Genomic DNA, 19,442 nt, shown 5'->3' with positions numbered 1-19,442 from the left:
GTCTCTAAGAGTGGTCTGTATTCCATGCAATTGAGAACCGCTATAGTTAGTTAAGCATTTTATTTAAACCGCGCTTACCTTAAAAACTGTAGTTCTTTCGGTATGAAAACAAAGGGGAGCATCCCCCAGCCCCTTCTCCCAATAATAGGCAGAAGGGGAGCCGGAAAGGAGTCCCTCTCCCAATACTAAGGAGAGGGATTTAGGGTGAGGGCAAAAACTACGGCTTTCAACATAGATGAGGTTTAATTTGCATCTTTGTAATTACTGAGACGAATTATTAAATAACTAATTGATAAAGCAAGAATAGCTATACCTAGACCAATTATATCAATACCTGGAACTTTTTCTAAGTCAAGAATAATAATTTTTCTAGCAACAGCTATTAAAGAAGTGACAATAACTAATTCAACCTGAAAAACGTGTCGTCGGAGATAGGCGGTAATATTTTCTAAGATTTCTAAAGCAATTAAAATGTTTAAAAATAAACCAAAAATTTTATACAATATTGAGTTAAATTTTCCATAAGGGGCTGTAAATAACTCTTTCAAAATAAAAATTCCTAAATCTCCGATCGCTACCAAAATTACAACCACCATAAAAATAGATAGAGCTTTAGAAACTAGCACTTCTATATTTTCAATGAAGTGCATGAAGTTCTCATCTTTGGTCGCTGTTAAAAATCGCCTCATTAGCTTTTTCATCTGCTGCACCCAATTATCAAATAAAACAAAATCCTATAGATAAATCTAAAGGATTAAAAAAGATAACTTGCCAATACTTGGTAAGTTTTATATCTGTTTTTTATTCTTTATCCATCGCTAAAATAGACGCTAGTAAAACCTCTGTTTAATAGAGATTTAGCCTCTTTAGATATGGTAATTGGTAACAGTCAAAATTAGAGAGTCAGAAAAAATGATAATAACTATTGACTATTGATTATTGACGAAATTACCTGTTGCTGGTTATAAATTACTACTTTGCAGCTTGCGATTGTAAGGACTGGAGTTGATGATTTTTGGTTGTAACTTCCAGAGAAATTGGGATCAACTGCACTGCACAAGCTTTTAATTCTGGTTGCAGCGAATCAGGGCAAGATTCTGGATGGGTGAGGGCGTTGGCTTCTGCATTATCTGCCCAGAGTGAACCCCAGTGCATAGGGACAAAAACTGTACCAGGTGCGATCGCTTTTGTGACTTTAGCAGGAAACTTCGCTTTACCCCGACGCGATCGCACTTCTACATACATAGTATCTACAATACCTAACCGAGCAGCATCACGGGGATGAATTTCGATAAACGGTTCGGGATGCATTTTGCAAATTTTTTCAATTCGACCGGTGCGTGTCTGCGTATGCCAGTGTCCGTAAAGTCGCCCATTAGTTAACACAAACGGATAATCTGAGTCTGGTGGTTCTGCTAGTCCCTTTGAGTAATATGCCCCAAATCGAGCGCGTCCATCAGGGGTGTGAAAACGTAAATCAGTGTATAAACGCTTTCGATAAGTTTCTCCCCCTGCTTCCCCTGCTCCTCTGCTCCCCCTGCTCTCTTCAGGATGAGGCCATTGAGTCGGGCCTTGTGTCTGTAATTGCGCGTGACTAATACCTGTCATATCGCAGGGGCGAGTTTTAGTTAGCTTGACAAACTCAGCGTAAACTTCGGCGGAGTTAGCAAAGGTAAATTCTTTTTCAAAACCTAATCTACGTCCAACTTCGGCAAAAATTTCCCAATCTGCTTTCGCTTCTCTTGGTGGTTGGCGAAATGCTTGACATAAAGTTACCAATCGTTCGGAGTTCGTCATTACACCAGTTTTTTCACCCCACTGGGCTGCTGGTAGCAGAACATGAGCGTAAGCAGAGGTTTCTGTAGGATAATATGCGTCTTGGTAAATAGTGAAAGGCGATCGCAACAACGCCTTTTTAGTTCGCTCCAAATCTGGCATACTCACAGCAGGATTAGTAGCTGCAATCCACAGTAACTCTACAACACCATCTTCCAACCCAGTAATCATATCCCAAGTAGTCAAACCGGGATTGGGCGAAATTTGTCCCGGCTGAAGTCCCCAAAACTCCTCAACTTCTGCACGATGCTGGGGATTTTTCACCGTCCGATAACCGGGTAATAAATGCGCCAAACCTCCAACTTCCCGTCCTCCCATCGCGTTCGGCTGACCGGTGAGGGAAAATGGGCCAGCCCCAGGTTTGCCAATCTGTCCAGTCATCAGGTGCAGGTTAATGATAGTTCTGACCTTAGCCGTCCCTTCTGACGATTGATTTACACCCATTGACCACAAAGACAATACCCGCTCAGATTCACCCCAGTAATGTGCTGCTGTTTCTAAATCTTCAATACTGATTTCACATTGACGAGCGACTATTTCTGGGGGATAGTGGCGAATCACCTCAGCATAAGCCGGAAAGTTGCTGGTGCAGTCGTCCATGAACATCGTATCAATGTAATTCCAGCGCATCAACAAGTGAGCGATGCCGTTTAACAAGTCGATATCTGTACCGGGACGAATTGCTAAATGCAAGTCGGCTGCTTCTGCGGTTGGTGTGCGACGGGGATCGACCACAATCATTTTGACTTTGCGGTTCTTTTTATGATATTTCTCTAAGCGGTTAAAAACGATGGGGTGACATTCAGCCGTATTAGTACCAATTAAAAATGCACAGTCAGTTAACTCTAAGTCTTCATAACAGCAAGGCGGGCCATCTGAGCCAAAGCTTTGAATGTAACCAGCCACAGCACTAGACATACATAAACGAGAATTGGCATCAAAATTATTAGTACCCAGACAGCCTTTCATGAGTTTCTGAGCTATGTAATAATCCTCGGTTTGAAACTGACCGGAACCATACATACATAAGGCTTCTGACCCTTGGGTAAAGCGGATAGTTTGAATACGTTTGGCGATTAGATCAAAAGCTTCATTCCAAGTCACGCGCCGAAACTCTTGATCTAAGGAGTCTCGCACCATTGGGTAATGTAATCTATTTTTATCTAAAGATTCTGCGATCGTTGCACCCTTGACGCAAACCATTCCCTGACTGGATGGATGGGCTTTATCACCGCGCACTCGCCAAGTTGGAGTTCCTTGGCTATCTCGATTAGTTGCTTTGCCAAGTTGCGCTGGGGGTGAAACTTCTAATCCACAGCCAACACCACAGTAAGGACAAAGGGTTTTGGTAAATTCACTCATGGCTATTGTACCATTTTGTTATTTTGATTTTGTAACCTCAGATTTAGTGGCAGTTTAAGAAATTTGTGCGTAATACAAAAACTCTTTGAAATACAGTAGAATTCAGAATTAAGGAGTCACAATTCAGAAGCAAAGCAAGCTTCATGTCTGGCATTGAGACGAATCGTTGTGTACTTCACCTTCCTTGAAATCTGCTGTAAGAAATTTTTATGAATTTAGACTGCTATGGAAGGATAAGGATGAAGTCTAAAGTTCCCTAATTCAGATTTGATAGTGAATTTTCTACTTCATCCTTCAGTTGATTATTCTTCCGTTAATAAAATAGAGTTTTTAGTTGCGGTTTCTGGTAATTCACCTTCATAAGTGGCCGCAAAGGAACCTTTTGGTTCTTTGAGGAAGAAGGCACACATGAAAGCGCAGACTAAAGCAGCTATAGCCATTGTAGAAAACAGTGTAGAAGCGTCGGTTAAGCTAAAAATTGTCAGGTAAACTACGCCGCCAAAATTACCGTAAGCTCCGACATTACCGGCAATTTGTCCAGTGGCTTCTTTTTTAATTAGAGGGACGATGCTGAAAGTTGCACCGCAGCCAGCTTGGGCAAAGTAAGCGGCAAACATTGTAACTGCGATCGCTAGCGGAATCGGCCAGCTACTATTAATAAAATGTGCAATCAAATAACTAACGCCAATGCCAGCGCTGATTATTGTCATTGTCCACTTACGGGAGTTAAATTTATCAGAAATTAAGCCACCACTGGGACGAGAAACCAAATTTAAGAATGGATAGGTAGCAGCAATCATCCCAGCTATAACGTGTTCTAAAGCAAAGGTTTTTTCAAAAAATGCCGGGAGCATGGAAACAACTGCCAATTCGCTGCCAAAGCTAGTTATGTAAGTGAATTCGAGTAACGCTACTTGACCAAATTGAAAGCGTTCAGATGCAGCGTAAGTTTTCTTACCAATTAAAAGTTCTCGATTTACTTCCCAAGCTTTATAACTTTGGTAAGCAAATAATCCTGCTAATAGCAACCAAGTCAAATACATTTGACTCAGAGTTAAAAAGTGAATGTTCTTTTGTTCTAAACGCCAAGCTAATAAACCCAAGGCGAAAATCAAACCAAAATTCGAGATAATCATTGCCCAGAAGCTTTTGACACTAGTCACTTCCAGAGAACCGTTCTTTTTAGGTTTCTTGTAGACTTTCCCTGTGGGCGTATCTTGGACACTGTTGTAATAAATTACGCCGTAAATAGCAGCAATGATCCCTGTAAGTGCGATCGCAAACCGCCAGTTAGAAGCACCACCAGCGAAAAAGCTCGTAGAAACTGCAAGTATCGGTAAGGCAAATTCTGCACCAAAAGCCCCAAAGTTACCCCAACCGCCATAAATACCTTGGGCAATTCCTATTTCCTTCGGCTGGAACCATTCTGCCACCATGCGGATACCGACGACAAACCCAGATCCGACAATTCCCATCAGCAAACGACTGATAACTAGTTGATTAAAATCTTGCGCTAGCGCTGTTGCTAAACAAGGAACAGCCGCAAACATCAGCAGGATTGAGTAGGTGATTCTGGGGCCAAAACGATCTAGAAGCATCCCAATGATTAATCGGGCGGGAATTGTGAGGGCGAGGTTACAGATGCCTAAAGTTTTAATTTGCTCTGGTGCTAGATGTAGTTCTCTGCCAATGGTTGTAGCGAAGGGAGCAAAGTTAAACCAACAAACAAAGGTAAGAAAAAAAGCAAACCAAGTCTGATGTAAGATCCGGTAGCGATCGCTGAACGAAAATAAGTTTTTAAGCATTCTAATCTTTCTAATTGAATGAAATACGTAGAAGAGGTATGGCAAGATGAGGCTTTAAACTCGGAAGTTGAGCCTTTAAACTCGGAAGTTGAGCCTTTTAGCTCGGAGGTTGCACCTTTTAAGCTTGAAGTATGAGTTTTGCCCTACGCCCTATGCCCTTCAGGAGTGCTGTTAGCGGTAGCGGGGCGTTTAGCCCGTACTCAGTGCTAAGTGGGGAATCTCACTTAATTTACTCAGAACTCAGAACTATTTTGCCCAATCAGTTACTAACTACTAAGGCTTCTTGCTTGAGTTTTGCCCCAAAGTTTTTGATGAGTAAATCTTGTAATATTGGTTGCAAGTCTTCGCATGGTATGCCTTTCATCACACAAGTTCCCAAATGAGCATCTTTGCCAACTTTGCCACCCATATATATGTCAACGCCTTCGAGGGTTTTGCCATTTTTGCGAGTTTTAGTTCCCATCAAGCCGATGTCTGCAACTTGGGGCTGTCCACAAGAGTTGGGGCAACCTGTCCAGTGAATTCGTACTGTTTTAGTGAAGGTTAAATCTTCTTCTAAGGCTTTAATCATTGCCAAGGCGCGGTTTTTGGTTTCGATGAGAGCAAAGTTGCAAAATTGTGCGCCTGTGCAGGATACTAGCGATCGCGTCAGCAATCCTGGATCAATAGAAAATCTTTCCAGCAATGGATCTGTTAAAAATGTTGCTAAACGCGAGTCAGAAATGTTGGGGATAACGATGTTTTGCTCAACTGTAAACCGGATTTCGCCACTGCCGTAAACTTCAGATATACGGGCAATTTCAAACATATCTCCGGCATATAGCCGACCGACAGGAATCTGCAAGCCTACGTAATTTAATCCTGGCTGTTTTTGTTTATATACCCCAATATGGTCACGTTTTTCCCAGTCGATTTCGTCTTTTGCTGCTGCGGGTAATAATGATTTACCCAAACGGCTTTCTACTTCTGCTCGAAACTTTTCTAAACCCCATTCATCAATTAGCCACATTAAGCGGGATTTTTGCCGATTAGCACGCGGCCCATAATCACGAAAAATTTCCAAAACCGCTCTACATACAGCTACCACATCTTCAGGAAGTACCCAAGCATTCAGAGGAATCGCCGCTTCACAACGTTTAGCTGAGAAAAAGCCACCGACGACGATATTAAAGCCAAATATTGGAAACTGGGGATTAGGGATTGGGGATTGGGAAAATTCTTGCCCAGTCCCCAGTCCCCAGTCCCCAGTCTTTTCCTTAAATGCTGGCACAAAAGCCAAATCATTAATTTCAGCATGAACTGAATTGTCTCGTCCACCTGCGATCGCAATATTAAACTTCCGTGGTAAGTTGCTAAACTCTGGGTTTCCTTTGCCTTTGTTGGTGAGCATATCTTGAATTTGCTGTACCAACTCTCGTGTGTCGTACAACTCATCTGCATCTAACCCCGCCACAGGATCGCCTGTAATATTGCGAACGTTATCCATGCCTGATTGAACGCTGGTTAAACCAACTGTGTCAAATCTATTAAAGATATCTGGTAAATCTTCAATTCTGATCCCCCGTAATTGAATATTCTGTCTAGTAGTGATATCAGCGCAACCATCATCACCGTAACGCTGCACTACTTGGGCTAAAACACGCATCTGGCTGCTGTTGAGAATCCCGTTAGGCATCCGCAACCGCATCATAAACTTGCCTGGAGTAACTGGACGAAAAAATACGCCTACCCATTTGAGTCGATGATCGCGATCTGTTTCGTTCATTGCCTCCCAGCCAAGGGCAGCAAATTTCTCTATCTCATCCTTGATGGCGAGTCCATCTTTTTCTGCTTTTAATTTCTCGAACTTATTGAGACTAGTAGTAGGTGCTGTGTCTGTCATGAGGCTGAATCTCGTTGCAAATTACTGATACGATCAAAAAGTGTGGTCGTAATTAGCCAATATCAATCAATCCGTAGTTACATTAGGTGCTGTATCTACGAGGGCTAGGAAATAAAAACTCAATATTTAATTACGGCTGATTATTTTTACTCAAGAGCATTCCAACGCGAAATTTAAAATCCGTGGTTAGTTAAGGAGAATTTGTCGCCATTTACATTTTGGGAATTTGTCAAGCAGGTTTAGATAATGTTCATGTAACAATTTCGATACTCATAACTTAAGATGAGATTTTTGTTAAAATCGTATAAATTGTTACGTTTTTTGGTAGTGAGTAGCAAAAAACGCATGAATACTATGTATTATTTGCATTAAAGTCACCAATGAACGATGTAGAAGCTTTAATCAACGGTATTTGAGATGACTGAAGCAATTTTGGAGCGCCATAGATTAATCTAAAATCCAAAATTGAGTGGCAGATGTTAGTTAAAACTTAGATATTATTTCAACAACTATGAAACGTCGTGATTTTATTAATTGGGTAGGTTTGGGTTGGATTGCCAGTTCTCTACCTGTAGCGATCGCAGCTTGTTCTTCTCAAACAACTTCAGCATCTAAAGATTGGCAAACAGTAGGTACATCAGCAGAATTAGATAAAACTGGTCAATTGCTGGCGAAAAACTCACCTGCTGGGCCTGTATTGGTAGTCGGCACATCTAAAGTCGGAAATCTAACTGCTGTTAACCCTACGTGTACTCATGCAGGTTGCACTGTAGCATGGAAAGCTAATACAAAAAAATTCGCCTGTCCCTGTCATGGTTCGGAATTTGGAATTGACGGTAAAGTGCAAAAAGGCCCGGCGACAGAAGCGCTTAAAACTTTCGTTGCTAAGATTGAGGGTAATTCAGTTGTAGTCAAGGCAGGTTAGTGGAGGCAGGGGGCAGAAAATCGATAATTTAAGCAAGAGATTGTGAATAACATCAAACAGCTTTTGGTGCAAGCTGAGTCAGCATATTATGCAGCTGATTGGTCATCACTAATTCAATATTTGCAACAGTTAATTTTAGGGGCAGATTCTGAGCATCCAGAAATAGTTAAAAACCGAGAATATCTCCTGAAATTAACACTTTCCATCTTAGAAATGGGGGATTTTCAACAACGCTGGGAAATTACCAAAGTGTTGACTCACTTGGGAAATATTGCCATCCCACCTCTGACTGAGATATTAGAAGATGAAGACGCAGAAGAGGAATTGCGCTGGTATGCAGCCAGGACTTTGGGGGAATTTCAACACCCAGATGCGATCGCCTCAATAGTTGAATTGTTGAAAAATGATCAAGATGAAGAACTCAAAGCGATCGCAGTTACAGCACTGGGACAAATGGGTACTGTTGCGATTAGTTCACTAACTGAACTTTTAGCAGATGAAAATACACGGCTTTTAGCAGTGCGATCGCTTTCCTATATTCGGCATCCAGAAACCATCATACCGCTATTGACTGTAGTGCAAGATCCACAAGCAGCAACCCGCACAGCTGCAATTGAAGCCCTCAGTAGCTTTCATGACGAACGTGTGCCACCGATCTTATTAAACGCTTTGGATGATATAGCCGCTACAGTTAGGCGTGCATCAGTCCTTGGTTTAGGTTTTCGCCCCGACTTATGCGAAGCCTTAGATTTGGTGACAAGACTGCAACCCATGCTTTACGACTTTAATCTTGATGTTTGTTGTGCAGCCGCAGTTTCCCTTTCTCGGATGGGTTGCGATCAAGCAGCCCAGCAATTATTTAAGCTGCTAATATCACCCCATACACCGCTACCACTGCAATTAGAAACCATCCGCGCTTTGGTTTGGGTGGGGACACGATTCAGTTTGGAATATTTGCAAACAGCATTTTATCAAAGCACTTCAGAGACACTTTGGCAAGAAATTGTTACTGTTTTGGGGCGAGTGCAAAAGCCGGAAACTACACCAGCCACAGAAATATTATTGCAAGTACTGCGATCGCAGCATCCAGCCACAGCGATTACCAGTATCAAAAGTGCGATCGCCTTGTCTTTAGGACAGTTAGGCGAAATGCAAGCCATTGAACCATTGATTTTGCTCTTAGGTGATTCTAATGTATCGGTGAGACTACATGCGATCGCCGCACTGAAAAATCTGGATAGGGAAGCCACACATCAACAATTGCAGCAATTAGCAAATAATGATGCAATCACACCAGATTTAAAACAAGGAATAGCGATCGCTTTAGCCGAATGGTAAATTTTAGTCTCAACTTTTAATTGCGTAGCCTCTGGTAGAGAAGAGAGGACTAAAGTCCTTATTATAAACCTTTAATAATTTTACCATCCTATTTAACTGACAATAAAAGTATTCCTTTAGTCTAAAGTAAGACACTCCTGAAGTATGAAGTTATAAGTTTTCAGGTGAAATAGTATTGTGAAGTATTCTATATAGAGTCTCAATCGTTAGTAGCATCTGGCTGTTTAAAGTTTTTAGTTCATTTATATCCAAATAACTAAAGACTAAGTTAATAAATGAATTATATTTACGAAATGAAAATCCTGTTTAACTTAGCGATCGCTTCTACTTCTGAAATAAGTCAGTTTATTTAACATACAAACTCTAAAACGCTCTACGCTTATAGACTAACTTAATATCAATACCAAATTCATTCTGGCGATATAAGTAGTTTTACTCTTATGGTAGAAGTTTGGTGATAAACTAACACTTATATTATCTCATAGCAGCAAAACAATTCACAGTAAAGATAGGATATAGAAGTTATAATATTTAATTTCTATTTTTAACATGTAATGTCCGTAGGTTATTACACTATGAATTGATTACTGACTTATGATTTATTTTGCTTGCTTAATCTGAAGAATAGTAAATTGTAGTATTTTCAAATCATTTCAGATTTTCCAGAAGAAGCTAAGTAAAACACTCCTCAATTTTTTCTATGTCAGAATTTACCTAATTTTTCAGTAGATTGTCGAGACAATATCACTTTTGAAAATCAATCAAACACAAAAATCTAGAACATAAAAGGAACTATGAGCATGAAGCCTTTCAAATTATCTAAAGCTGTTTTAGCTACTGTCTTTGCCATCAGTTTTGCTTCTGTATCTTTACCTCTTTTAGTTTCTGCCCAAAGTGGAGGTTCCGGCGGCGGAGGCTCCGGCAGCGGAGGCTCTGGCAGCGGAAGCTCTAGTGGTAGCACAGGTTCAGGTGCAGGCGCTAGTGGAAGCACAGGCACTGGAGGCACGGGTGCTGGTGGAAGCACAGGCACTGGAAGCACGGGTGCTGGTGGAACCACAGGAACTGGTGGCACAACAGGTACTGGCGGAAGCACAGGCATTGGTGGAACCACAGGAACTGGTGGCACAACAGGTACTGGAAGTACAGGTACTGATTCCACAACAGGTACTGGTGGAACCACAGGAACTGGTGGCACAACAGGTACTGGAAGTACAGGCACTGATTCCACAACAGGTACTGGTGGAACCACAGGAACTGGCGGCACAACAGGTACTGGAGGTACAGGCACTGATTCCACAACAGGTACTGGAGTTACAGGCGGTGGTGGTACAACAGGTAGTGGAGCTACAGGTACTGATTCCACAACAGGTACTGGTGGAACTACAGGTACTGGTGGCACAACAGGTACTGATTCCACAACAGGTACTGGAACTACAGGCAGTGATTCCACAGGCACAGGCACTGATGCCACAGGTACTAACAGAAATACAGGTGTCGCAGCTTCCGAAAGAACTAACGATGGCGGTTTTGATTGGGGTTGGCTAGGTTTGCTTGGTCTAGCTGGTTTAGCAGGACTACGTAATCGCGAAAAAGTCCGGGCTTATAGCGATCCTGATGAAGTCACAGGTTCTCGCTCCATAAAATAGCATTCACAACACTCTAGTAGTTCGCTTTCGTGACTTGGCGGGGTAAAGGGTAAGGGGGAAGGTGGGGCCCCCTCTGGGGATAAGGGGCAGGGGGAAAGGTTTTAAATCCCTTACCCTTTTCCCTTTCCCCTTTCCCCAGCCCGAAAAAGCGCATCTTTATCTTTGGGTTGGCAGACTACTAGGAGGGTACAGCCGTAGTTTGTGCCCTCTGTATCTCTTGCAAATCTGATGCGATCGCAGCCGTATCTGTAAGTTGTACAAAATTCTGTCTTGCTTAGACCTGATAGCGTTTTTTCATCAGAGTTAGGTTAAATTGTACTTCACCCTCAAACCCTTTTTAAACTCACAAAGAGGGTTTGGGGGTAAAGGTTTTGATATGATTACTTCATCAACTTGCAAACTATAGCAAAGTGCTGAGTGCTGTTAGCGGTAGCGGGGCGTTTATCCTGTGCTGAGTGCTGAGTATAAATCCAGTGAAATCAAGGCTTTTAGCAATCAACATTGTCCTAACCTATGTGGTTACAGCTATACTATATAATCTGTCTTTTAATACGATCGAGTGAACTACCATAGTTAGCTACGGCTGAACTATCAGCTTCTGCGATCGCAGAAGAGCGCTTCAGAACGATACCGTTAAAAATATTATTTAAAAATTTATATTTTTCAGCAGAAAATAGTCAATTATTTTTTTGGCGAAATTTACCGGGAAAATCAGTGCAAAGCGCATAATTGACGACAAAGGCAGTAAAATCTAATTTACTTAAATGTAAATAAAAGAAAAAACCTGTAACAAATTTTACTAAATTGTAGATAAAAATCCGTTAACTTTATAAAACTGATAAATGTAATTCGGGCTACATAAAAATGCGCTTAGAGCAGTTGCAAGCCTTTCTAGCGATCGCCCAAACCGGCAGCTTTCAACAAGCAGCGCGAACATCTGGAGTTACCCAATCGACGATTAGTCGCCAAATCCAAGCATTAGAAGCAGATATAGGGATAGAACTGTTTCACAGAAGCACTCATGCCAAACTGACGCTAGCAGGTGAACGTTTGTTACCCCGCGTTCGCAAAATTTGTCAAGAGTGGCAGACTGCTACAGAAGAATTAGCCGATTTAACTGCCGGAAAGCAACCAGAACTTTGCATTGCCGTGATTCACTCCCTATGTGGATCTTACTTACCACCAGTGTTGCAAAAATTTTGTCATGATTATCCAAATGTGCAATTGCGGGTGACATCATTGGGAAGCGATCGCGCCTTGAAAGTCCTCAAAGATGGATTGGTGGATTTAGCAATTGTGATGAATAATCGCTTTTTAACCACCAGTAGAGAAATGGTGGTAGAGGTACTTTATGATGAGCCTATAGAAGTTTTAACCGCAGCCAATCATCCCCTAACCCAATATGAATTTGTCCCTTGGTCGGAACTAATTCGTTATCCCCAAGTAGTTTTTAAAGATGGCTATGGGATGCAGCGCTTAATACAAGATAGATTTGAGCGAATGGAGGCTACACTCCAGTCGGCTTTAGAGGTAAATACCCTGGATGCCTTCCGGGGAGTCGTGCGCCAAGGAGAACTGATAGCTTTACTACCTCAATCAGCATTACTGGAAGCTCGTCTTGACCCTACCCTGGCGATTCGTTCCTTAGCTGGCAATAATACTAGTAGTTTAGCAGATGGTTCCAGTTTGACTCGTCGAGTAGTTATGGTAACAACTCAAGACCGTCTGCAAATTCCCCCCATCAAGCACTTATGGCAACTAGTGCGGGAAAATATTCCATTGCAAATTGACCAGCAGCGATCGGCTTCTTAAGCGTTATTAGTCATTATTCAAGAGTCTTTTATTTCTGATAAGACTTTTGCAAGATAATTAATAGTTTATAAAAACTAACTATGGTGTGGTTCTTAGCCAGCCCTGAGTCTTGTTGGGATAAACTCATGCTCTATTATATTGTTATTCTCGCACGTTAATTGCTGTACACCAGTTAGCCACTGTTGCGACCCCCGTAACCCGATTTTGAACTTAACAGTGCGGGATTTATACTCTTGTGTGATTGTGATCTGCGGCGGATCAAGAAATCTAGCCGTGAGCGACTTACCTGGATCTATAATCATGCCCTGAGTTCCGAGTGCGTAGCTACGGAAAGTATTAGAATTTGGTCTGTTTGCGTACTGATCGAGCGATTCTGTTTCCGTAATTCTATTGCCGCCGTTGTCTGTGGTAATCTTTGTTATTTCCTCAAAATATTCCAGTGGTGGCGGTGTCAAAAGGCGCAATCTTTTCTGCGATTTGTTATACCATCTGATATTTATATATAAATTATGCCCAAATTGCCTGTCCGTTATGATATCGCTAGGCTGCATTGTCAAGATATCTAACTCCATGTATTTTTTCCAGTCCTCCCCTTTCACCTCTATTTCTTCTATTTGCTCGCCACCGTTATCTATATCGCCACCATCTTTGGAAAAGAATTTTTTAACCTTATCAAGAGGGTTACGTTGGATTACTGGTTGATACCCAGAAGGGGAGTTAAGAAGGGATTTAGCTTGGATGTTGTTTTTAATCTCCTGTTCAGGAAGCAATTTACGTCCAAGCGCACTACCATTTTGTTGGACAACGTGAGTTAACTCATGGGCAAGTAATTCTTTTCCTCCATGACTCTCAGGAGCATATTCTCCTTGACGGAAGAATATATCCTGTCCTGTAGTGAAGGCACGAGCTTGGATAGATTGGTTGAGTTGGTCAGAGCGGCTATCTGTGTGGATTTTGACACTGCTAAAGTCAGTCCCAAAAGCTTGCTCCATTGGTTGGCGGATATCGTCTGAGAGTGGCTGTCCACTTCCCCGTTCTTGTTGGATTGAAGTTTCCAAGTCAGATGTGGCTGCAACCCCATCACCCTGACGTTGTAGTGAAATATTGGTATCAGCCAGAGATTTCATTTGTAATTCTTCTTCTGACTCTGGCAATGCTTCCCGTTGCAGCGAAATATTGGCATCCGCCAGAGATTTCATTTGTAATTCTTCTTCTGACTCTGGCAATGCTTCTCGTTGCACAGACTGTTTACTTACAGGGTCGCTCATCGTCTGCATTACTTGCTGTGCTACTCTATCAGCTTCCTGCTCGTAAATATCTCCTGGCTGGTTAACCGTGAGTTTTGTTTGTGAACGCAGTGATATTCGACTGATGTCGTGCATTAAAGGTTTATTTTGCGATCGCACCTCATTTGCTGCTTGGGATGAAGCACCAGAGGACTCTGAACCAAAACCACGTGTTGGTTGTTGGAGTGCAGGTATTGAGAAGGAAGCAGTGGTAGCTTTTTTGGGCTGGCCTATGCGTTCTCTCATTTTTTCTCCTGATGCCTAAGCAGTAGGTGGATAAATATTTTGCTATTACTAATATCTAGAGTACAGCGATCGCACTTACAACACAATTTATCGAAAGTCTAAATTTTCAAAAACCCTATAGTATCGGGTGATCGCACTTCAAGAGGTGTAGGATGGGCAAATTCCGATACTTTCATGTCCATTTACCCAACTTAAAACAGATGCGATCGCACTACTGCCTTGCCTAAAGTAACTTCTGCCTTCACGTTTCAGTGTTTCGCGCAGTCTGTAGCAACTTCTGTCTTCCCAAAATTAACTTCTGCCTTCACGTTTCGGTGTTTCGCGCAGTCTGTAGCAACTTCTGTCTTCCCAAAATTAACTTTTGCCTTCACGTTTCGGTGTTTCGCGCAGTCTGTAGCAACTTCTGTCTTCTCTGAAGTAACTTCTGTTTTCAAGTAAAGAAACTCCAAAAAATAAATTATCGAATTTTACCGAATCAAAAGCACTTTCTCTTCCCCTGCTAAGAAATCCCTGCTCCCCTACGATAAAAACGGTAAAGTATTTTTTTAATTGGAAGTCACTAACCGAAAACTCTAAAGCAAATGACGATCGCTTGACTTTCAAGACAGTCTCTACAAGGTGAGCAATCGCACGCATGTTTTCGCACTATACAATAGTGGCGATCGCTAACGCATTCTACAAAACCAGCATAGGCGTAGCCCGCCACCTGATTGAAAACTTTTTTGCCAAGCTCAAGCAGTACTGGGCAATCACTACCCGCTATGACAAACGTGCTACCAACTTTTTGGGTGCGATTTATTTAGCTGCTTCTGTTATCTGGTTGAATTGATGACACACTTTAACTTTTCACGAATGATTTAAAATTCCTATAGTACAGTAACTATTTTCTGTTTCGATAACTCTGACTTTAACTCCTTGATTCCGTTATCAAAGTCTTCGCGCGTCAATAAATTGTTATTTTTAGTAATGTTATTACGTCCTCGAGAAAACGAGTTATTCTGATTACTAGCAGTAGATAGCAAGAATTCTAGCCTATCCTCTAATTTTTTGGCTAAACCTTCTTCATTCCAATAGCTATCTAATGAACTTAAAATCCCTGTTCCTCCGCCAGGTAAGGAGCTTTTCACCTTGATTATGTCATATACGTCTGTAGCTACTGAGTCATATTTATTCTTGGGTCTCGATGCCGCCGCTTTAGCCTTATCTAATAATATGGCGAACTGTCCAATTGATTCCAATCCTGGTTTTGCTTCTCCCCTGGTCAATGTTTTTTCAGTGGAAGGTTCACTCGTTATGCTAACTTCCACGTTATTTACCTCTCCTCTGATCGTCGTTGTTGTCCTTTCCACTTTAGTAAAAGCTTTTGTAATATTCAATTCTTTCTTTAGCAATGCGTCACTGATTCTTCTAATTAAATTATCCCCATTATCTCCATCAAACGCGTTTCTTTGTTGCTTGTCTAACCTAAAATCTAAATCGTTAATCTTACGGGTCTTAGTAAAAAGTGTTGCTGCTGCTGCCCCTCCTAGAAATACATTAATTCCCACCCCGTTGAGCGCTTCTGATATATTCCTCGCAACATCTTCTTTTGGCGTATCTTCTTTCGAGTCGGGTGGCGCAACCACCCGCTGCACTGCTTCCCCATTCTGCTGCACAACGTGTGTCAACTCATGCGCCAACAACTCCTGACCGCCCCAACTCCCAGGATTATATTCCCCTTGGCGAAAAAACACATCTTGTCCCGTCGTGAAAGCCCGCGCCTGAATTGACCGATTCAACTGGTCAGATTGACCATCCGTGTGAACCTTCACCCCACTGAAATCTGCGCCAAACGCTTGTTCCATCGGATGGCGAATATTGTCCGCCATCGCCATTCCTCCACCCCTTGCTTGGTTAATGGACGTTTCCAGGTCTTCTGGCGCAGCAGCCATAAAAGACTCACCTTGACGCTGCACCATCGACTTCATTTGTAATTCTTCTTCATCCTCTGGCAATGCTTCTCGTTGCAATGTGCTAATGTCCAGAGGTTTCATTTGCAATTCTTCTTCCTCTGGCAATGCTTCTCGTTGGATAGACTGGCGATTTATAGGTTGCGCTATTGTTTGCATTACCTGCTGTGCGACGCTATCAGCTTCCTGCTCATACTGATCCCCAGGTTGGCTAATTGAGAGTTTTGCTTGGGGGCTACGCAGGGGTATGCGACTGATATCGTGAGTAAGTGGTTTATGTAGTGGTTGTATTTCAGGAACCGCTTGGCGTAAAATTGCCGATGACTCCAAACCAAAGCCGCGTGTCGGGTGTTTCAAGGATGGAATTGAGAAGCTTGTAGTAGTTTTTTTACCTTGGCTGATGTGTTCTCTCATTTTCTTCTCCTGTTGCCCAAGCAGTAGCTAGGTGAATATTTTACTGTTACTAACATCTAGAGTACAGCGATCGCACTTGTAACACAATTCACCCAAAGTTTAAATCCAAGCAAAAACTAAGTTCGACTTTTGGCTACTTTTGATTCTGATGCAGTACCTTTAACCTGTATTTAGGGAGAGTTTTTTATTTATGGACTCAAATCAGCAAAAAACTTTTTTCACCTTCGATGGAGATGTTGGCGGTACTGCTGGCTACGCTGGGGTTTTGGCAACATCTGATGTTAGCAAGATGGCTAAAACGGCAAGTAAATACCTCAATGATTCACTGCTGCTGAACCAACTTACAGAACATGTGTATAAACTCTTGCTAGAAGACTTGCGATCGCAGCGCGAAAGGCTAGGCAATTATAATTCCCAAAGGTGGTTGTGATGGCTACAGGTGCTAATAATGGCAACATTACTCACGAATTAAATTATGTTACTACTAATCGTTTCTACGTTGAGATAGACAGTTCTATTGCTGCATCTTTCGCTGAATGTTCAGGATTAAGTATTCAAATTAAGAAAAATGTGTTTCAGGAAGGTGGTGTTAACGACCAGCAAAGAGTTTATTTAGGTCATACAGAATTTGCAGACATAACTCTCAAACGTGGAGTTACCGATCATCCAGGTTTTTGGAACTGGATAAATGCAGTTTTTGATGAAAAAAAGAAAACATCTCGACGCAATGTCAATATTCTGATTTTCAATCAAGCCGGTGAGACAATGATGAGTTGGACTTTGATTGGTGCTATTCCTATAACCTGGAAAACACCCGCACTCCAAGCAGATGGAAAGGCAGTTGGGATTGAAGAATTAACTTTAGCTTATGAAGGTTTACAGGTTGCAAGAGCTACAGGTGGAGGTACTTCTGTACAACGAAATCAAAAAACTGGATATTTCGTTTCTAGTTAATTGGCTATTTTGAAACTATAATTATGCAAATTAATCAATCTCCACTAGGAAATAATGTTCATCCTCTTGGGATAATATCATCTTTATCTGATCCTCAGAGAATGTTATTGAGAAAAGAGTCTCATTCTCTGCATTCACGAAGTAATTTTATTAGTCTCATACAAACTAAACCACCATTAGTTACATCATCTAAGTTTTTATTGTCTAATGAACATGAACCATCGATGCAATCATTAATAGGTTGGGATACTCAGGATATAAATAGTAAATTTTCATTGCTTGATTTTGATTCTTCTGATTCAACCACTCCATTAGAAAATAGTAATAGTAGAGAATCAAGAATAGACAGTATTTCAGAAATAATGCCAACTCGCATTGATAAAAAGACGAGTAATCATACTTTAGAAAAACCAAACATTCAAGGTAAAGCTAACTCAAAAAAAACAAATAAATCTCAACAGCCATCAAAAACAAAATCAAAATCCAGAACTAAAAAGCCTATCCAATCGTCTGCGGCTAAAAATGTTGAGCAATCTTTTGATGAAAACAACATTACTGTTAATCGTAAGAAAGATAAATTATTAGCATCAAATGAGCTTTTGTCTGTTGAGAATAATTCAGAAATCCCCATTTTAAAACAGGATATTGCTTCAGGTAATACTACAAACGATAGTGATTATATTAGTAGTACAATGCCTAGTACAACAGCACCAACTTCCCCTATTGTTGAAGACTTGAGCTTATTAAATAATATTAATAATAATGAGTTGCAAGGAAAATTTGAGGTAATATCTAGTGTGCCTAGTGCAAATTCCTCTTTAACAGAAAGCATTTTACCTTTACAAAAAAATATTGAATTAGAGAATAATACAAGTGAATTGGTCGAAAACTCGCCTAGAGAATTTCCTTTAGATAATAATGTGGAGGAAATATTTACCTCAGATAGCAACTTGACCAATAAAGTAATTACTGAAGCATCACAAGTAGTCAATATCCCAGATGTCCCAGTCAGCCCAACACCATCAGAACAGGATATAGAAACATCTCAAACTACTTCTATAGTTGATAATCAAACCACTGCTTCCCAAACCAATTTAATCCAAGCAAAAGAGGTACCATCAAGCGTAACCTCTCCATTACAGCAAGAATCACCACATACAAATAGTAATTTTGAGGCAATTACAGCCGTTGAACCCAATTTAATATCAGAAAGTATCGGAAATAATTTTGTTAGAGATAATGCTATTGTTGATAATTCTCTAACTTTATCATCAGCACTGAATTCACCTGATGTTGATGATGCACCTAGTTTATTTACTCCTTTGATAAATGATAAAAATACTGTATTGACGGATGTTGCTATATCTAATTCTGAGTCTTCAGTTGCAAAAAGCCCTATTACAATACAACAAGAAATTGATTCCAGTGTTCTGAGTGAGTTTCCAGCCAGTACGCCTGTTCAATTAACACCTACATCAGCCGAGATTGAAGACACACCTAGTTTGTCAAAAAACTCTGAAAATAATGAACAGTTAGTAACTTTAGAGTCACAATCTGCTATGGCGGTTAATGTTTCAGATGTCTCAGCAAATGTGACTTCACTGCAACGTGACAGCTATCTTGATAGTACTAACGAGTTTACAGAAAGTCAGCCCATCTTAGCACTACCTTCCATTGGTGAAACAGCGCTCGCACCACTTCCCACAACATCACCTGAAATTGGTGAAACACCAACAATTAGCGCCACATCACCGGAAATTGGTGAAACAGCGATCGCACCACTTCCCACAACATCACCTGAAATTGGTGAAACACCGACAATTACTGCAACATCGCCTGAAATTGGTGAAACACCAACAATTAGCGCCACATCACCGGGAATTGATGAAACTGCGATCGCACCACTTCCCACAACATCACCTGAAATTGGTGAAACACCGACAATTACTGCAACATCGCCTGAAATTGGTGAAACACCAACAATTAG

Annotated in this window: 14 protein-coding genes and 1 pseudogene; 8 read left to right on the top strand and 7 right to left on the bottom strand. The window is 41.2% G+C overall.

The genetic code is table 11. The features are described 5' to 3' along the window. Window positions 1-242: 242 nt before the first annotated feature. The 4 genes from V7K79_RS24745 to V7K79_RS24730 all read right to left on the bottom strand — a co-directional run bounded on the left by V7K79_RS24745 (window position 243) and on the right by V7K79_RS24730 (window position 6,885). Complete coding sequence (locus tag V7K79_RS24745) at window positions 243-701, bottom strand: phosphate-starvation-inducible PsiE family protein (protein WP_335051367.1); 459 nt, start codon at window positions 699-701, stop codon at window positions 243-245. 271 nt (window positions 702-972) lie between these two features. Next, on the bottom strand, window positions 973-3,198 hold the full coding sequence (locus V7K79_RS24740; protein ID WP_335051365.1) for a molybdopterin oxidoreductase family protein: 2,226 nt from the start codon (window positions 3,196-3,198) through the stop codon (window positions 973-975). A gap of 302 nt (window positions 3,199-3,500) precedes the next feature. Beyond that, on the bottom strand, window positions 3,501-5,003 hold the full coding sequence (locus V7K79_RS24735; protein WP_335051363.1) for a NarK family nitrate/nitrite MFS transporter: 1,503 nt from the start codon (window positions 5,001-5,003) through the stop codon (window positions 3,501-3,503). A gap of 259 nt (window positions 5,004-5,262) precedes the next feature. Then, complete coding sequence (locus V7K79_RS24730; RefSeq protein ID WP_335051361.1) at window positions 5,263-6,885, bottom strand: ferredoxin--nitrite reductase; 1,623 nt, start codon at window positions 6,883-6,885, stop codon at window positions 5,263-5,265. A 511-nt stretch (window positions 6,886-7,396) separates the two neighbouring features. On the opposite strand from V7K79_RS24730, the gene V7K79_RS24725 reads away from it, so the two are divergent. The 4 genes from V7K79_RS24725 to V7K79_RS24710 all read left to right on the top strand — a co-directional run bounded on the left by V7K79_RS24725 (window position 7,397) and on the right by V7K79_RS24710 (window position 12,606). Then, the gene (locus V7K79_RS24725; protein WP_335051359.1) at window positions 7,397-7,810 is read left to right on the top strand and encodes a QcrA and Rieske domain-containing protein; all 414 of its coding nucleotides are present in this window, start codon (window positions 7,397-7,399) and stop codon (window positions 7,808-7,810) included. A gap of 39 nt (window positions 7,811-7,849) precedes the next feature. Further along, window positions 7,850-9,148: a HEAT repeat domain-containing protein gene (locus V7K79_RS24720; protein ID WP_335051416.1), complete on the top strand. Its 1,299-nt coding sequence runs from the start codon at window positions 7,850-7,852 to the stop codon at window positions 9,146-9,148. A gap of 800 nt (window positions 9,149-9,948) precedes the next feature. Next, complete coding sequence (locus V7K79_RS24715; RefSeq protein ID WP_335051357.1) at window positions 9,949-10,794, top strand: WGxxGxxG-CTERM domain-containing protein; 846 nt, start codon at window positions 9,949-9,951, stop codon at window positions 10,792-10,794. A gap of 864 nt (window positions 10,795-11,658) precedes the next feature. Further along, window positions 11,659-12,606, top strand: a complete 948-nt coding sequence (locus V7K79_RS24710) for a LysR family transcriptional regulator (RefSeq protein WP_335051356.1) — start codon at window positions 11,659-11,661, stop codon at window positions 12,604-12,606. Window positions 12,607-12,698: 92 nt separating this feature from the next. On the opposite strand, the gene V7K79_RS24705 is transcribed toward V7K79_RS24710, so the two are convergent. Then, on the bottom strand, window positions 12,699-14,138 hold the full coding sequence (locus V7K79_RS24705) for an eCIS core domain-containing protein (RefSeq protein ID WP_335051354.1): 1,440 nt from the start codon (window positions 14,136-14,138) through the stop codon (window positions 12,699-12,701). 354 nt (window positions 14,139-14,492) lie between these two features. Continuing rightward, entirely contained in the window at window positions 14,493-14,774 is a 282-nt protein-coding gene (locus tag V7K79_RS24700) for a hypothetical protein (protein WP_335051352.1), read from the bottom strand. Here V7K79_RS24700 and V7K79_RS24695 point away from each other — a divergent pair. Then, window positions 14,773-14,967 carry a transposase gene (locus V7K79_RS24695; protein WP_442938969.1) on the top strand — a complete coding sequence of 65 codons (195 nt, stop codon included), beginning with the start codon at window positions 14,773-14,775 and terminating at the stop codon, window positions 14,965-14,967. The genes V7K79_RS24700 and V7K79_RS24695 overlap by 2 nt on opposite strands. A gap of 37 nt (window positions 14,968-15,004) precedes the next feature. Here V7K79_RS24695 and V7K79_RS24690 read toward each other — a convergent pair whose 3' ends face one another. Next, a complete protein-coding gene (locus tag V7K79_RS24690) occupies window positions 15,005-16,501 on the bottom strand; it encodes an eCIS core domain-containing protein (RefSeq protein ID WP_335051350.1) in 1,497 nt (498 codons plus the stop codon). Window positions 16,502-16,691: 190 nt separating this feature from the next. On the opposite strand from V7K79_RS24690, the gene V7K79_RS24685 reads away from it, so the two are divergent. From V7K79_RS24685 to V7K79_RS24675, 3 genes and pseudogenes are all read left to right on the top strand, one after another. After that, window positions 16,692-16,931 (top strand): hypothetical protein, encoded by a 240-nt coding sequence (locus V7K79_RS24685; protein ID WP_335051348.1) that lies wholly within the window; start codon window positions 16,692-16,694, stop codon window positions 16,929-16,931. After that, window positions 16,931-17,455: a phage tail protein gene (locus V7K79_RS24680; protein ID WP_335051346.1), complete on the top strand. Its 525-nt coding sequence runs from the start codon at window positions 16,931-16,933 to the stop codon at window positions 17,453-17,455. Before V7K79_RS24685 ends, V7K79_RS24680 begins: the two co-directional genes overlap by 1 nt. A gap of 23 nt (window positions 17,456-17,478) precedes the next feature. Further along, window positions 17,479-19,442 (top strand): annotated as a pseudogene (locus tag V7K79_RS24675) (hypothetical protein); the annotation flags it as partial.

This window comes from Nostoc sp., from assembly GCF_036917575.1.
GTDB lineage: Bacteria > Cyanobacteriota > Cyanobacteriia > Cyanobacteriales > Nostocaceae > Nostoc.
This window is presented reverse-complemented; position numbering and strand designations above follow the sequence as displayed.

Bases quoted from the DNA above. Each gene is read 5' to 3' on its own strand.
- V7K79_RS24680 (WP_335051346.1), top strand. From the start codon at position 16,931: ATGGCTACAGGTGCTAATAATGGCAACATTACTCACGAATTAAATTAT.
- V7K79_RS24745 (WP_335051367.1), bottom strand. From the start codon at position 701: ATGAAAAAGCTAATGAGGCGATTTTTAACAGCGACCAAAGATGAGAAC.
- V7K79_RS24695 (WP_442938969.1), top strand. From the start codon at position 14,773: ATGTTTTCGCACTATACAATAGTGGCGATCGCTAACGCATTCTACAAA.
- V7K79_RS24740 (WP_335051365.1), bottom strand. From the start codon at position 3,198: ATGAGTGAATTTACCAAAACCCTTTGTCCTTACTGTGGTGTTGGCTGT.
- V7K79_RS24710 (WP_335051356.1), top strand. From the start codon at position 11,659: ATGCGCTTAGAGCAGTTGCAAGCCTTTCTAGCGATCGCCCAAACCGGC.
- V7K79_RS24705 (WP_335051354.1), bottom strand. From the start codon at position 14,138: ATGAGAGAACGCATAGGCCAGCCCAAAAAAGCTACCACTGCTTCCTTC.
- V7K79_RS24715 (WP_335051357.1), top strand. From the start codon at position 9,949: ATGAAGCCTTTCAAATTATCTAAAGCTGTTTTAGCTACTGTCTTTGCC.
- V7K79_RS24735 (WP_335051363.1), bottom strand. From the start codon at position 5,003: ATGCTTAAAAACTTATTTTCGTTCAGCGATCGCTACCGGATCTTACAT.
- V7K79_RS24730 (WP_335051361.1), bottom strand. From the start codon at position 6,885: ATGACAGACACAGCACCTACTACTAGTCTCAATAAGTTCGAGAAATTA.
- V7K79_RS24725 (WP_335051359.1), top strand. From the start codon at position 7,397: ATGAAACGTCGTGATTTTATTAATTGGGTAGGTTTGGGTTGGATTGCC.
- V7K79_RS24700 (WP_335051352.1), bottom strand. From the start codon at position 14,774: ATGCGTGCGATTGCTCACCTTGTAGAGACTGTCTTGAAAGTCAAGCGA.
- V7K79_RS24685 (WP_335051348.1), top strand. From the start codon at position 16,692: ATGGACTCAAATCAGCAAAAAACTTTTTTCACCTTCGATGGAGATGTT.
- V7K79_RS24690 (WP_335051350.1), bottom strand. From the start codon at position 16,501: ATGAGAGAACACATCAGCCAAGGTAAAAAAACTACTACAAGCTTCTCA.